Source organism: Kitasatospora sp. MAP5-34, from assembly GCF_029894335.1.
Taxonomy (GTDB): Bacteria; Actinomycetota; Actinomycetes; order Streptomycetales; family Streptomycetaceae; genus Kitasatospora.
In genome coordinates, this window is record NZ_JARXZC010000028.1 from 86672 (window position 1) to 101408 (window position 14737).

Annotated in this window: 7 protein-coding genes and 2 pseudogenes; 5 read left to right on the plus strand and 4 right to left on the minus strand. The window is 74.3% G+C overall.

Features of this window, described 5'->3' with window-relative positions:
- Positions 1 to 28 precede the first annotated feature (28 nt).
- Both P3T29_RS22145 and P3T29_RS22150 read right to left on the minus strand, forming a co-directional pair.
- Complete coding sequence (locus P3T29_RS22145; RefSeq protein WP_280718306.1) at positions 29 to 1600, minus strand: TROVE domain-containing protein; 1572 nt, start codon at positions 1598 to 1600, stop codon at positions 29 to 31.
- Positions 1601 to 2101: 501 nt separating this feature from the next.
- A complete protein-coding gene (locus P3T29_RS22150; protein WP_280718307.1) occupies positions 2102 to 3523 on the minus strand; it encodes an MFS transporter in 1422 nt (473 codons plus the stop codon).
- 749 nt (positions 3524 to 4272) lie between these two features.
- Here P3T29_RS22150 and P3T29_RS22155 point away from each other — a divergent pair.
- The 3 genes and pseudogenes from P3T29_RS22155 to P3T29_RS22165 form a co-directional block, all read left to right on the plus strand.
- Complete coding sequence (locus P3T29_RS22155) at positions 4273 to 6597, plus strand: asparagine synthase-related protein (protein WP_280718308.1); 2325 nt, start codon at positions 4273 to 4275, stop codon at positions 6595 to 6597.
- Positions 6598 to 6732: 135 nt separating this feature from the next.
- Complete coding sequence (locus P3T29_RS22160; protein WP_280718309.1) at positions 6733 to 7233, plus strand: universal stress protein; 501 nt, start codon at positions 6733 to 6735, stop codon at positions 7231 to 7233.
- Positions 7234 to 7368: 135 nt separating this feature from the next.
- Positions 7369 to 8070 (plus strand): annotated as a pseudogene (locus tag P3T29_RS22165) (DsbA family oxidoreductase); the annotation flags it as partial.
- Between the two features lie 74 nt (positions 8071 to 8144).
- Here P3T29_RS22165 and P3T29_RS22170 read toward each other — a convergent pair.
- Together P3T29_RS22170 and P3T29_RS22175 are read right to left on the minus strand one after the other, a co-directional pair.
- On the minus strand, positions 8145 to 10286 hold the full coding sequence (locus tag P3T29_RS22170) for a sigma-70 family RNA polymerase sigma factor (protein WP_280718310.1): 2142 nt from the start codon (positions 10284 to 10286) through the stop codon (positions 8145 to 8147).
- Between the two features lie 231 nt (positions 10287 to 10517).
- Entirely contained in the window at positions 10518 to 11474 is a 957-nt protein-coding gene (locus P3T29_RS22175; protein WP_280718311.1) for a helix-turn-helix domain-containing protein, read from the minus strand.
- 325 nt (positions 11475 to 11799) lie between these two features.
- Here P3T29_RS22175 and P3T29_RS22180 point away from each other — a divergent pair, with 325 nt between their 5' ends.
- Positions 11800 to 13176, plus strand: coding sequence for an FAD-dependent oxidoreductase (locus P3T29_RS22180; protein ID WP_280718312.1), 1377 nt, complete (start codon positions 11800 to 11802; stop codon positions 13174 to 13176).
- Between the two features lie 180 nt (positions 13177 to 13356).
- Positions 13357 to 14628, plus strand: a pseudogene (locus P3T29_RS22185) (SpoIIE family protein phosphatase); the annotation flags it as partial.
- Positions 14629 to 14737: the final 109 nt, after the last annotated feature.

Here is a 14737-nt window from a genome sequence, read left to right on the forward strand (position 1 = left end):
GCATGGTGGCCGGTGCGGGTCGAGGGGGCTACTCCCAGGGCCAGGCGGCGTCCCGGCCCGCCTCGAGCAGCGGGATCAGCCGGAAGGCGGCGTCGGTGAGCCCGCCGAAGGTGTGGCGGTACGCGCCGCCGGACGGGGCGTGGCCGGTCCGGTAGCCGGCGAGGTTCCAGGTGTAGACCGGTACGTTCGCCGGGATCTCGGCGAGCGGGTCGCCTCCCCAACTCTGGTGTGCCTGCTCGTCGGTGACGATCACCACCCGGTCGTGGCCCTGGTAGTGGGTACGCACGGCCTTCGCGGTGTCGGTGCCGCCGAGGTTGCCGAAACGCTTCAGCACCTTGAGCACGGGCTCGCCCTTGCCGACCTCGATGCCGTAGCTGCCGGTGCCGAACTGGACCAGGTCGGCGTCGGCGGCCCGGATCTTCAGGGCGGTGCCGAAGACAGCCGCCGAGTCGGCCCGGTTGAGGTCGGTCTGCGCGCTCGGCCGGTCGAACATCGAACCCGACCGGTCGACCAGGATCAGCGTACGGCCGGGCAGCGAAGGCACGTTGGCGAGCGAGTGCCGGAGTGCGAGCTCCAGCGGGTGCCCCCAGCGCAGTGACGGCGCGTGGCGGTGGGCGGCCAGGTAGCGGAACGGGAACTGCCGGGACCGCTTTACCTCCGCCGGGTTGCTGATCCGGCGCGCCACCTCGGCGGCGACCTCGTCCGAGACCCCGGCCTGGTCGAAGTTGCGCAGGTTCCGGACCAGCGCCATCGAGCCCATCGACGGGATGACCGCCTCCCAGACCGGTGCGTCCAACGGGCCCTGCAGCCAACCGGCAAGTGCCTCCCAGGTCATCCCGGCGGCGGCCAGCCGGTCGGCGCCGCCGGGGCCGGTGACCACGGCGCGGCGCTGCTCGACGGGCAGGGTGAGCAGCTCGCGGTTGGCCGTCAGCAGCCGGTCGACGGCCGGCGGAACGGCGTCGTCCGGGTGGTGGCGACGGTCCAGTGCGTACTTGAACAGGGCACCCTGCCAGGGCTTTTCGGGGTGCGGGGCGGGGTGGGTCAGTTCGAGTACGTCGCCGAAGCGGTAGCCCTTGGAGGCGGTGTCGTACTTGAGCAGCGCCCGCCCGTTGTAGAGCCGCCGGACGGCGTCGGCGACGCCGCGCTTGAGCGGCTTCGGCAGCGCGCGGCCGTACCGGGAGGTCCAGTACGCGAGCAACTCGCCCGGCTCGTCCGGGCGCTGGAGCACGGCGTCGACCACCTGCCGGGAGTAGCCGGGCGCGTTCGCGTCCAGCCGGGCGCGGGTGAACTCGGCCGCGCCGACCAGGGAGGCGGTCCGCATGAAGGCGCCGTAGCGCAGCCAGCGGAGCAACCCGAGCGTCCACTGCGGGTCGCTGACGGCGAGTTCGCGGACCAGCGCGGTGAAGCGGTCGTCGCGCTCGCCGCCCTTCTCGTAGAAGGTGTCCTGGCCGACGAGATTGGTGACTGCCAGCAGGAAGAGTTCGGACTTCGCGTCGCGGAGGAAGCCGGTGCCGCCCTCGTGGTTGGCGGTCTGCTGCCCGGTGCTGGTCACGGGCGAGACCGGACCGGCCTTGGTCCGGCGGATGTTGAATCGCGACATGGTGCAGCCCCCTGCTGGATGGTTCAGAAATGGTCCAGAAGAGGGAGGCATGGCAGAACAGGGGTGCCCGAGTTCGGAGAGCGGCGGTGGCATTACGGCTTCGACGCACCCCGGAGGGCACTCCACTGGAAGTAGCCATTGCCTGCGCACCGGGCACCCCGGCGCTGTGCCTCCCGAGATCAAGTGTGGCGGCGGTGTTTGCGCGGGTTCGAACCGCACGCCCCCATGGGGGACGTTTCACCAGAGAAGTAACCGCTGCCGACGCACCGGGAGGTGCGGCAGATCTATTCAGAATTTGGTGTCCAGAGAACAGAAGCGGCTGAGGTGACGAAGCCGCTCTCCCAACTGAGCTACACCGACCTTAAGTCGGTGACGGGATTTGAACCCGCGACCTGCCCATTAACAGTGGAAGTAACCTCTGCCTGCGCACCTGGACAAGAAGAACCGTATCCCGCCCGCGCTCGTACCCGCATCCGAATTACGGTCCGTCCACGCCCCGGCTCAGGCCGGCGCGACCAGCACCAGCCGGGCCCGTTCGGTCAACTCCCGTACCCGGCGTTCGTCCTGGTACGGCTCCAGGCGCCGCAGCAGCTCCAGCACGTAGTCGCGGCTGCGCTGCGAGGAGATCCGGCCGGCCACGTCGACGGCGCGCTCGCCGGCCGCCACGGCGGCCTCCAGGTCGCCGGCCTCCGCCTCGGCCATCGCGGAGACCACCAGCCGCAGCCCGTGCGAGCGGACGAAGCCCTCGGTCGGCCGCGCCAGCGCCTCCCGCGTGAAGGCCCGCACCTTGGACGGCACGCCGAGGTCGCGGAAGCACTCCGCCGCGTCGGCGGCCAGGCGGTCGTAGGCGTAGAAGTCGATCCACGCCGGATCGTGATCCCCGGCGCGTGCCCGCTCCAGCGCGCCCTCCGCTGCGTTGAGCGCCGCCGCACACGCCGGAGCGTTGTGCGCCTTGGCCTGGGCCCGTGCCTCCACCAGGTGGAAGAAGCTCATCGTCCGGGTCGTCGCCAGGCTGCGATTGCGCTCCAACGCGGCCTGCGCGAGGTCCACCGCCTCCTCCGCGAAGCCCCGGTAGCTGGCCTGCAGGCTCATCGAGGCCAGTACGTAGCCGCCCAGCGGCACGTCGGCCGCTGCCCGGGCCAGTCGCAGCGCCTGGATGTAGTACCGCTGCGCGGCCTCGTGCTGCCCGGTGTCGAAGGCCATCCACCCGGCGAGCCGGGTGAGTTCGGCCGTGGCCCCGAACAGTGCGCGGCCCACCGCGTCGCTGTACGAGGCCAGCAGCAGCGGTGCGGCCTCCACCCGCAGGCACTCCGGCACCATCGAGGAACGCCAGTCGCCGCCGCCGTACTTGGAGTCCCAGCGGCGGGCCTCCTGGGCCGCCTCGCGGAGTTTGGCGGCGTCCGAGTGGCCCACCCGGTAGCCGGTGAGGTCGGGCGCCTCCGCCTCGCGGGCCACGGAGCCGTCGGCGGGGGTGATCAGCCAGCGCGAGACCGGCGTCGCGTACGCGGACACCGCGAACGTGCCCGCCAGGCTGTCGCTCCACCGACCGCCGCCCGGCCCGCGCCGCAGCTCCAGGTCGACCCGCCACAGATCGGTCGCCGACCGCACCGCCTCCGGCACCTCGCGCGGGAATGCCAGGCCGAGTTCGGGCGTCGGGTCGGTGTCGCCGAGCCCGATCTCGTCCAGCGGAACCGGCCGGCCCAGCTTGCTGCCGATCGCCGTCGCGATCAGGTGCGGCACCGGGCCCTGCGGGATCATGCCCTTGCTGACCCAGCGGGCCACCGAGGTCTTGTCGTAGCGAAGCGTCAGTCCGCGCTGCGAACCGAGGTCGTTGACCCGGCGGGCGAGGCCGGCGTTGCTGATCTGGGCGAGGGTGAGGAGCGTACCGAGCCGGTCGTTCGGCCCTCGTGAGCTGACGGTCATGGTGGCGGCGGCACCCCCTGGCGGTGTCCTGCGTTGTCCTGCGTTGTCCTTCGGCGTCCTGCGGTGTCCTGCCGACGTCCGGTTGCTGCTGCGGAGTTGCGCGGACGGCGGCGTCAGCAGAGGGCGCGGTGTGGAGCCTCCATGCTGCTGCACCTAGAGTAGTCGGCCGCGTTCCGACGGTTAAGGGCTCGCATTCCGGTTGGCGGGAACCCGTGCCCGGCCGGGGTGTGAACGGGACGGCCGGCGCACGGTCCGCAGCAGGCCCGCGCCCGCTCGCCGGACGGGCGTGCTCCGGTCCCGTGCCGATGTGCGCCCGGCCGTGCCCCCTGGTCCGAGCGGCAGGTGGGCGATTCGCTGGACGCTGTGGGTCGGCCCGCCGTCGAGGACCCGGCGGGCCGGGGGACACCGCTGCCTCCATCCCCGCGGGCGGCGGTGGGTCCGGGAGGGCATGCGGATGCCCTCCCGGGCAGTGCAACGCCTTTCGGCCATCTGTGGATGTCCATGACACGGCGGCATGGCGGCCTGGCGAAGCGCCGGGGGCGGCCCGGGCCACGGAGGGGGAGGCCCGGTCCGCCCCGAACCGTCGTCACTCCCGCCCGGCGCGGTTGGGGCCCGGCACGGGTACACATCCAGGCGCTGGGGTCACCGTGGGCACATCCGGTGGCACGATGTCTCCTGACGGTGCGCCACCGCCCGACGCGGTACGGCAGCGGTACGGCGCGCCCGGATCCTCGTCAGGTGGAGGCGCGATGCGGTGGCTCACGGGCTGGAGCGGGGGCGCGTCCGGAGCGGGTGCGGGGGCGGCGGCGGGTACGTACCGGGCGCCGAGCGCCGTCCGGCCACTGGCCGGGACGGTCCTCTGGAGCGGGCCCAACCCGCTCTGGGCGGTGGGCGACTGGCGCCCCGACGAGATCCGCCTGGTCACCCTCAGGCCCGGCGTGCCCGCCGTCGTGACCACCGGACTCGGCGGATCGACCGGACCGACGGACCTGACCGGCCCCGTCACCACCCGCCACACCCCCGGCGCGCGCAACACCGCTCACGCTGGAGCGCACGCCCCGGTGCACGCCCCAGCGCACGACACCACGCACGACACCCCCGCCACCACCCGCCTCGCCGTCCTCGGCCGCTGCGGAGCCTCCGACGCCGAACTCGTCGCCGGTCTCGCGGCGGCGCGCGGCGGCGCCGTCCGGCACCTCACCCGCTGGCCCGGCAGCTACACCGTGGTCCTGCGCTCCGGTACCCGCAGCACCCTGCTGCTCACCGACCTGGCGGGCGCACTGCCGGTCTTCCACACCCCCTGGACGGGCGGTACGGCGTACGCCACGGCCGCCCTCCCGCTCGCGGACCTGATCGGCGCCCCGCTCGACACCGGCCACCTCGCCGCCCGGCTGGCCTGCCCCGAATCGCCGGAGGCGCTCGGCACCGGCACCCCCTTCCTGGGCGTACGGCGCGTACTGCCCGGACACGTGCTCGCAATCCGGGGTGGGCGCCCCTACGCCGAGCCGTACGAGCCGCCGTACGAGCAGGGGGGCGCGCCGGGGCGGCGCGCGGAGGCGCCGGCGGTGCGCGAACTCACCCGCGCGCTGCTGGAGTCGGTCCGCTGCCGGGTCCGCACCTCGGCGGTGGCCTCCGACCGTCCCAGGCTCGGCGTGGACCTCTCGTACGGCACCGCCTCGGCGACCGTCGCGCTGCTCGCCGCCGCCGTCCCGATCGGCCCCCCGGCCCCGTCCCCGGCCCCCGCGCCCGGCCCGGAGCCGGGTGCGTACCCGGCCGAGGACGCCGAGCGGCCCAGGACGGGCGCGGTGAAGGGCTCCTGGGCCCGACCGGGCGCCGAGCGAACCAGTGCCGAGCGAACCAGCGCCGAGCGCTCCGGCCCACCGGGGGCGACCCGCCCGCCGCCGCCCGGCGGGTCCGACGCGCTCACCGCCGTGACGGTCGGCGAGGCGAGTGGCAGCGCACTCGCCGTCGAGGTGCCCAGGCTGCGGCACATCGTGCTCCCGCCCACCCTCCCGTACGCCGAACTGGCCGACCCGCTCCCCGAGTTGCCGCAGGGCCCGCTCACCGACGAACCCGGCCCCGTCCTGGTCTCGACCGCCCGGATCGGCACCCGCTTCAGCGCCGGCGGCGCCGACCACCTCACCGGTTACGGCGCCCGCCAGGTGCTCGACGGTCACCCCGCCCGGCTCGCGGACCTGATCAGGGGCGGCAGGTCCCGCGAGCTGCTGCCGCCCGTGGTGGCACTGGCCGGTGCCGACCGGGCGGCGGGCGGCACCGGCCTGCGCACCCCGGTCGCGATGCTGCGGGCGGCCAACCGGCTGGCCAGGGCCCGCTATCCGGAAGCACTCGACGACGCCGCCGTGAAGCTGACGGTGCGTCAGTACCGGACGGGCGCGGCGGGCGAGAGCTCGGCCGCCGCCCTGGCCTGGTGCGTGCCGGGCCCGGCCGCCCGCTGGCTCTCCGACGACGCGCTCTCCGCCGTCGCCCTCCGGCTCCGGCTGGCCGCCCGTGGGCTCGCGCCGACCGAACCCCCGGGCGCCCGCCAGGCAAGGCTCGCCCTGCACCGGCGCGCCGCCGAGTACCGCACGCTGGTGCAGGCCACCGAGCAGTACGGCCAGCGGCTGCACGCGCCGTTCCTCGACAACCAGGTGGTCCGGGCGGCCGGGCTGCTGCCGGACGAGATCCGGCTCCAGCCCGGCGCCCGGCACGCCCTGCTGCGGGCGGTGCTCACCGGCGCGGGCCGCAGCGACCTGCCCGCCGACTGGGGCCGTGGCCCACGCCCCGACCGGGCCGCTGCCGCCCGGACGGGCCTGCGACTGGCCGCCGACGGGCTGGCCGAGCTGTTCCGCGAACCGCTGCTGGCGGAGGCGGGCCTGATCGACCTGCCGGCCGTCCGGGCGGCACTCGTACGCGCCGCCGACCCCCGGGCGGACCTCCCGCCGGGCACCCTCGCGGGGCTGGCCGAGCTGGTCTCCACCGAACTGTGGCTCCGCCGGGTGCGGGCCCGCCGGCACGGCTCCTGCTGGACGGGGCTGCCGCTGCCCGAGCGCCGGGCCCTGGCCCGCCCGGCCTGAGCGCGTCCGGGCCTGAGCGCCTACCGGCCTGAGTGCCTACCGCCGCCGGGCGTCCGACCTGAGCGCCTACCGGCTGCCGGGCGTCCGGGCTGACGTTCGATCATGATGAAGTGGACCTGCCCAGAGGAGGCCCTCGTGACCGATCCCCTCCCGGTGCTCGGCGAGCCGCCCGCCGCCGCCCCGCCCGGAGTCCTGGCCGCCTGCGACGGCTCGGACGGCTCGCTCTGGGCACTCGACCGGGCGATGACGGAGGCCCAGCTGTTCGCCCTGCCGCTGTACGTCCTGGCGGTGGTCAACCCGTCCCCGACCGGCTACCCGCCGGGGATGGCCGAGCTGGTCCGGGAGAGCATCGAACGGCTGGTCGACAGCATGGCCGACGGCCTGCGGCGGGCCGTCGCCACCGTGCAGGCCGCGCGCACCGAGCCGTACCAGGGTGAGCTGGCGCTGCACGTGGTGCTGGGCAACGTGATCGAGGTCCTGCTGTCCTGTACGACCGGCCAGCACACCCTGGTGGTCGGCGCCCGTGGCAACGGCGGCTTCACCCGGCTGCTGCTCGGCTCGGTCAGCTCGGCCGCGGTGCACCACTCGGCCTGCCCGGTCCTGATCGTCCCGGCACCGCCGGCGCGGCGCCAGTAGGCCCAGCAGGCCCAGCGGGCCGACGGTCGGCGCGCGACGATCCGTGCATGCGACATAACGCGACATAGAGGAATTTCCGCAGATCGTTGACGGTTCACCCTTTCGGACCAGCCACGCCCCCCCGGACAGGAGTCAGCCGTCATGAAGGTCGAGATCTACTCGGACATCGCATGCCCGTGGTGCTACATAGGCAAGCACCGCTTCGAGCAGGCGCTCGACCGCTTCGCGGGGAAGGACGGCGTCGAGGTGGTCTACCGGCCGTACCAGCTGGTCCCCGACGCCCCGGAGACGGCGACCCCGCACCGCGCCTGGCTGGCCGAGCGCTACGGGCCGCAGTCCGTCGCGATGGACGCCCGGGTCGCCGAACTCGGCAAGGCCGAGGGCATCGAGTACGACTTCGACGCGGCGCTGCACGCCAACACCTTCCTCGGGCACCGCCTGCTGCACCTCGCCGAGACCGAGTACGGTGCGGCGGCCCAGGGCGAGCTGAAGGAGCGGTTGCTGAAGGCGCACTTCAGCGACGGCGTGGACGTCGGCGACCGTGAGCAGCTCACCGAGGTCGCCGTCGCCGCCGGGCTGGACCGGGACCGGGTGGCGGCCTACCTCGCAGGCGAGGAGGGCGTGGCCGAGGTCCGCGCCCAGCTCGCCGAGGCACGCGAGCTCGGCATCAGCGCGGTGCCGACCTTCGTCTTCGAGGGCAAGTGGGCGGTCCAGGGCGGCCAGGAGGCGGAGTCCTTCCTGCGCGTCCTGGAGCAGGTGGCGGCCGAGACGGGCACGGCCCCGGCCGCCACCGACGCCGACGGGCACGCCTGCGCGGACGGCAGCTGCACGATCTGACGCCCCTGCCCGCCCGCCCGCCCGCGCCGCCCGCCGCCTCAGCAGACGAAGCGGCAGAGCAGTCAGCAGACCGGTCAGCAGACGAAGCGGGCGTCGGCCCAGTCGGCGAGGTTGATCAGCCCCCAGCTGCCGCCCGCCGGAGTGACGACCAGCCGGATCGACTGCTGCCCGTCCAGGGGTACCTGGACGGGCAGCGGGCTGTCGCCCGGCCGGACCTCGCCCGAACTCCACAGGGTCCGGCCGTCGCCGCCCTGGACGCTGAAGGCCACGTCCCCGACCCGCAGGCTGAAGTCGTCCAGTCCGGTGACCGCCTGGAACGACGTGCAGGGCCGGTTCAGGTCGATGGTCACCGTCGACGGCGCGCGAACGCCCAGTCCGTGCCGGTGGTACTCGCCGTTCAGCCACAGCCCGTCGCGCTGCCACAGCCAGCCGCTGTCCCGCCGGATGGTCGGCCCGGTCGGGGGTACCCGGTTGGAGCCCTGGCCGAACGGCAGGTTGTCCACCCAGAAGTCGGTCGGCGAGACCACCGGCGGTGGGGGAGTCGGCGGGACGGGCGGCGTGATGGTGGGGACCGGGACCGGGATCGGCGTGGGTGGCGCCGGTGGGGCGGGCACAGGGGGTGTCGGCGGCTCGGGTGTCGGGGTCTCCACCGGCGGCGTCGGGGTGGGGGAGGGCACAGCTGCCCGGTTCGGCCGGGGCGACGGCGAAGGTGACGGCGGGCGCGGCGTCGGCGCGGGAGCCGGTGCCTCCGACGGCGACACCGAAGGCGAAGGTGACGGCGCTGCGGGCGCGGGAGCCACCGGCGGGGGCAGCGCGGGTGAGGAGACCGCAGGGGCGGCCACCGGCTGCTTCGGCTCCGGCGCACCGGTGAACGCGTACGCGACGGCGGCGGCCGCAGCCACCGCGACACCGGCCACGATGCCCGCCTTGGCCGCCGTGCCCAGCCCCTCGCCGGCCACCGCGCCCGCACCCCCGCCGCTGCCGCCACCGGCGGACCCGGCCGCTGCACCACCGGCCGCTGCACCGCCGGCCGTCGCACCACCCGCCGCAGCACCACCGGCCACGGCGCCCACGCCGACCGCGCCCACACCGACCGCGGCGGCCGCCGCCGTGAAGTACCCGGTGCCGATCCAGACCAGCACGCCGCCCGGCAGCAGGGCCCGCAGGCCGGTGTTGATCTCGGTCAGTTCCAGGTAGGCCGCCGTGCAGCGGTCGCACTCCTGGACGTGCCTGCCCACCTCCGCCGAGGCGCGCTTGCGCAGCGACCCCCGGGCGTACGCGCCGAGCCGGTTGGCGTACGCCGCGCAGTCCTGGTCCTGGCTGCCCGACACGTGGGCCTGCAGGAACCCGGCGGCCAGCCGGTCACGCGCGCGGTGCGCCTGGACGGCCGTCGCGTTCGCGGTCTTGCCGAGCATCACCGCGACCGTCTTCGGCGACTCCCGCTCGACCTCGGTGTGCCAGAGCACCATCCGGTCGTCCTCGGGCAGTTCGACGAAGGCCTGCATCACCATCCGCTGGTCCGCCATCGCCATCGCCCAGGTGTCCGCACCCGGGTCGGCCAGGTCCAGTGCGGTGGTGGCGGCCGAGGTCTGGGCGAACGCGCCGAAGTCGTCCACCAGTTGCTCCCGCCGCTCGCTGCGGGCCCAGGCGGCGGCGACGTTGCGTACGGCTGTCAGCAGGTACGCGCGGACCGCGAACTCCGGCCCCTTGCCCACCCGTAGCGCCTGGAGCGTCCGGGCGAAGACCTCGCCCGCCAGGTCCTCGGCGGTGAAGCTGTCGCGGCAGCACGTCCGGGCGTAGCGGCGCACCGAGTCGGTGTGCCGCCGGTAGATCTCCTCGTACGCGCCGTCGTCACCGGCCCGCACCAGCGCGGCCAACTCGGCGTCCGAAGGCGGCCGTTCGCCGTCCACCGGATCGGCCGGAGCCGGCACCATCGCGTGCGGCAGGCTGTCCTCGGACCCCGCACCGGCACGAGCCGGATCGCGTCCGGCCCCACGGGTGGGATCAAAACCCTGATCGCGGCGGGGATCACGCGTCGACTCGCGGCCCGGGTCACTGGTGACGAACGCCTCCGGCGTCACCCCGCCCTGCCCGGCCGGGGCCTGACCGGGGACCCGGCCGGCGAGCGACTCCCGCAGGGGGGCACCGGCCTGGTCCGGCACCTGGCCGGGCAGGTCCCGGCCGTAGCCGCAGTCGTTCTGCTCCTCGGCGCTCAACACGGCCCCCAGCACTCGGCACGGTCCGCTGCGTGGCCGCACGCACCGTCCGCGCGCCAGGCGGCACCCGCGCCCGGTGCGGCAGACGGGCGAACGGCGCGCAACAGGACAATGGCTCCAACCACGGCCAAAGAATGGCATAGCGGAGCTTCGACCGGTAGCCGGAGCGGCCCCGGCCCACTCTTCCGTGCGAGCCGTCGCGGGTGCGTTCGACCCAGAACTACCTTGATTTCAGCGGGATCGCAGCCCATTCAGCAGAATCCGCAGTAACCGCTCGGCCGGAGCGTCGTGCGGTTGACCCGGAGCGGGGGACCAGGCCGACCCGCCGTCACCGTTCCCGTCGCTGTTCCCGCCGCCGTGTCCCCGCTCGTCGTCGGGCCCGTCGGCGGACTGTGACTGCCGTACGTGCACCGGAACGGCGGCGGTCAGCACCAGCACCACGTCCGACACCGTCACCCCCGGGCGGAGTTCGCCGGCCGCCCCGGCCCGCGCGACCAGCGCCGCCAACAGGTGTAGCAGCAGCCGCGGATCGGCGTCGTCGGACGTGTACCGGTCGCCGCCGAGCCGGTGCTGCTCCGCGAGCTGCTGCTCCGGAAGCAGCAGGTCAGCGGCTGTCCCGAGTTCCTCCGCGTACCGGAAGGCGGACGGCGGCAGCAGCCGTCCGGCGCCCGAAGCGACCGCCCGGGCCAGGTAGTCCGCCAGCGCGTCCCAGGGTCCCGCGCCCCCGTAGAGGGACTCCCGGGCCTGCGTCGTCAGCCACGCGACCTCCTCGGCCGCGATCCGCTGGACCAGCACCTCCTTGCTGGGGAAGCGGCGGTAAACGGTGCCCACCCCGACACCCGCCCGACGGGCCACCTCCTCCATCGGCGCGTCGTAACCGAGTTCGCCGAACACCTGGCGGGCGGCCCGCAGCACGCTCTCCAGGTTCCGCCGCGCATCCACCCGCAGCCGGCCCGACCCGGAGCCGAGCGGAGCCTCCCCGGCCCCACTGAGTGCCGCCCCGCCGGGGCCGGTCGCCGCCTGGCCAGGTCCGGACACCCGCTCACCGAAAGCCCGTTCACCCTTGTAGGTCTGTTCGCCGTACAACGGGCGGTCCGCCGGGCCGCGTTGCTCGGGCACCACTCCGTGGCTCCCGGCGCTCTGCTCGATCGGCAGCGAGAGCCCCAGTACCTGATCCTGATCCGTCATCCCCAACCTCCCCCGCAGGAGCCCGCGAGGGCGTCCCTGCCTGGCCACTTCGCACCCCCCGGTGCGTGGTACGGCCGCCCAGCCGGGCGGCCTTCGTGGACCAACCTTCCCCGGTTCGCCCCGGCGCAGTCGGAATCCGCAGTGGGCCGCAGCCGGTTCGTTCGGTCCCGGCCCACAATCCGACCATAGTTCAAGGAAGTTCGCGGCAGAAGTGGACCGAAACCCCACCACAACCGAAAATCCGGGCGCCTCTGGATCAGATCCGCGCGGCCGGATCCGGTACGCCCTGTGGACAAGAAGCCCCCCGGCAGGGCGTCATGGAGGCGTGAACCAGGTCACATCGACAGGGGGAACCCCCATCAGGATCCTGATCGTCGGCGGCGGCTGCGCCGGAATGTCCGCCGCGCTGCGTCTCCAGCAGACTCTGCGACCCCGGCTACGAGCAGGTCAGGCCGAGATCACCGTGGTCGAGCCGCAGCCGTACCTGACGTACCACCCGCTGCTCGCCGAAGTCGCCGCCGGGTCCATCGACCCCCGGCACGTGGTCGTCCCGCTGCGCCGGGTGCTGCCCGACTGCCGGGTGATGACCGCCAGGGTCACCCGGATCGAGCACGCCACCCGCCGGGTCTGGGTGGACGCCGCCCCGCGCGGTGAGCGCGGTGTGCCCACCGAACTCCCGTACGACCTGCTGGTGGTGGCCCCCGGCTCGGTCTCCCGTACCGCCCCGATCCCCGGCCTCGCCGAGCACGGCATGGGCTTCGGCAGCGTCGGCGAGGCGGTCGCCCTGCGCAACCACGTCCTCGAGCAGCTGGACCTCGCCTCCTCCACCCGGGACCCGGCGCTCCGTCAGTCCGCGCTCACCTTCGTCTTCGTCGGCGCCGGCTACGCGGGCGTCGGCGCGCTCGCCGAACTGGAGGACATGGCCCGGTACGCGGCCAAGGGCTACCACAACCTGACCGCCGAGGACCTCCGTTGGGTGCTCGTCGAGGCCACCGGCCGCATCCTGCCCGAGGAGTCCCCCGAACTCGCCGCCCACACCCTGGCCGAGCTGCGCGACCGCAGCGTCGACGTCCGTCTGAGCACCACGCTCGACTCGGCGGTCGACCAGGTCATGGTGCTCTCGGACGGCAGCCGCTTCGCCGCCCGCACCCTGGTCTGGACGGCGGGCGTCCGCCCGGCGCCGCTGCTCCGCGACACCGACCTCCCGCTCGACGTGACCGGCCGGGTCCGCTGCCTGCCCACCCTGCAGGTGCTCGGCCCGGACGGCGACCCGCTGCCCGGCGTCTGGGCGGCCGGCGACTGCGCCGCCGTACCCGACCCAGCCGCACTCACTGCCGCCACCGCTTACTGCGCGCCGAACGCCCAGCACGCCCTGGCGCAGGCCCGGCTGCTGGCCGAGAACCTGGCCGCCGCCCTCGACTCCCGCCCGCAGACCCCGTACCGCCCCGAACGTCTGGACTGCTCGACCTCGCTCGGACTGCGCCGGGGTGTCGCCCACACCAGGAGCGGCGGACAGCTCACCGGACGCCGCGCCTGGTGGCTGCACCGGGCCCGCCACCTGCGGCGGCTCCCTAGCTTCGACCGCCGGGTCCGGGTGCTGGCCGACTGGGTGCTGGCGGGCCTGTTCAACCGCGAGGTGGTGTCGCTGGGCGCGGTCGAACACCCGCGCTCGGAGTTCGAGGCGGGCTTCCCGCCGCAGTGACTCGAATCTGACCCGAACCTGACCCGAGCCGCCGGACGGCGGACCGTAGCGGACCAGGTACTTCCGGAACAGGGCCCGGCCCTGACAGGATCAGGGCCGACCGGATCATCACGGCGCGTGCAAAGATGCATACAAGGTGTGATTGAGTACCTGTAATTTGACCGAGGAAGCGGCCGTCCTTTGAACCTCATGCGCTGGAGCGCCAGGCTCACCGGAGCCGCATGGCGAGCCGCTCCCCCCGCCGCACCCGGAGAACCCGTCACCCTCCCGGGCCCGCGCGACCACACGGCCGCGCCCGCCCTGCTCGACCTGTGCGACCTCCACGAGCTGTACGACCTCCGGGACGTCCTCCGCCGCCTCCCCGCACCGGTCGCGGTCACCTACGGCCCGCTGCACCAGCTCGGGTACGCCAACCACGCCTACCGCGAACTGTTCGGCGAACGCACCAACGGCCTCCCCGCCTCGGAGGCCCTGCCGGAACTCGCCGCACTCGGCGTGCTGCCCCTCCTCGACCAGGTCATCCGCAGCGGCCGCCCGCGCAGCGTCAAGGCACGCTGCATCCTCGGCCTCGGCGGCACCCGCTACTACAACGTCTCCTGCGTGCCGCTCGGCGCCGAGCCCTCCTCCTCCGGCAGGTCCGTCGGCCGGTCCGCCGGGCGTTCGGCTGCCGCCAAGGGGCTGGACCCGGCCGCCGTCCTGATCTTCGCCTCCGAGGTCACGGACCAGGTCCAGGCCGCCACCCGGCTCCGCGAGGCCGAGCGCCGCCAGCGCGAGGCGGCCGTCACGCTGCAGCGCAGCCTGCTCCCGCAGAAACTCGAACAGCCCGCCGACCTGCGAGTGGCCGCCACCTACCAGCCGGGTGGCGCCGAAGCCGCCGTCGGCGGCGACTGGTACGACGTCATCGGTCTCGGCGGCGGCCGGACCGCCCTGGTGATCGGCGACGTGATGGGACGCGGTCTGCGCGCCGCCGCCGTAATGGGCCAGCTTCGGACAGCGGTCCGCGCGTACGCCCGGCTGGACCTGCCGCCGCACGAGGTCATGCACCTGCTCGACGGCCTCGCCATGGAGATCGACGCCAACCAGATCGCCACCTGCACCTACGCGATCTGGGACCCGACCCCCGGCACCCTCCACTACGCCTCGGCCGGCCACCTCCCGCTCCTGCTCCGCTGCCCCGACGGCACCGTCCTACGCGGCGAGGAACAGAACGGGCCGCCCCTCGGCACCGGTGGCGGCACACACCTCTCCCACACCCTGCGCCTGCTCCCCGGCACCACCGGAGTCCTCTACACCGACGGTCTGGTCGAACGCCGCGACGAGGACATCGACCAGGGCCTCGACCAACTGGCCCGCACCCTCAGCGGAGCTGTCGGCGAGCCCGAGGTCGTCTGCGCGCGCCTGCTGCGGGCCATGGGTGTTACCTCCGACCATGACGACGACGTGGCCGTACTGGCATTTCACCTACCGGCCGACCTGCCCGTTCCGTCGGCCGCCAGTCCCGCCCTTGACTCCGGTGGCGTCGAGGTCTAGTGTTCTCCGAGCTGCCTGACAGGGAGAACCG

Coding starts and splice junctions, on each gene's coding strand:
- P3T29_RS22145 (WP_280718306.1), bottom strand. CDS start 1,600: ATGTCGCGATTCAACATCCGCCGGACCAAGGCCGGTCCGGTCTCGCCC.
- P3T29_RS22150 (WP_280718307.1), bottom strand. CDS start 3,523: ATGACCGTCAGCTCACGAGGGCCGAACGACCGGCTCGGTACGCTCCTC.
- P3T29_RS22155 (WP_280718308.1), top strand. CDS start 4,273: ATGCGGTGGCTCACGGGCTGGAGCGGGGGCGCGTCCGGAGCGGGTGCG.
- P3T29_RS22175 (WP_280718311.1), bottom strand. CDS start 11,474: ATGACGGATCAGGATCAGGTACTGGGGCTCTCGCTGCCGATCGAGCAG.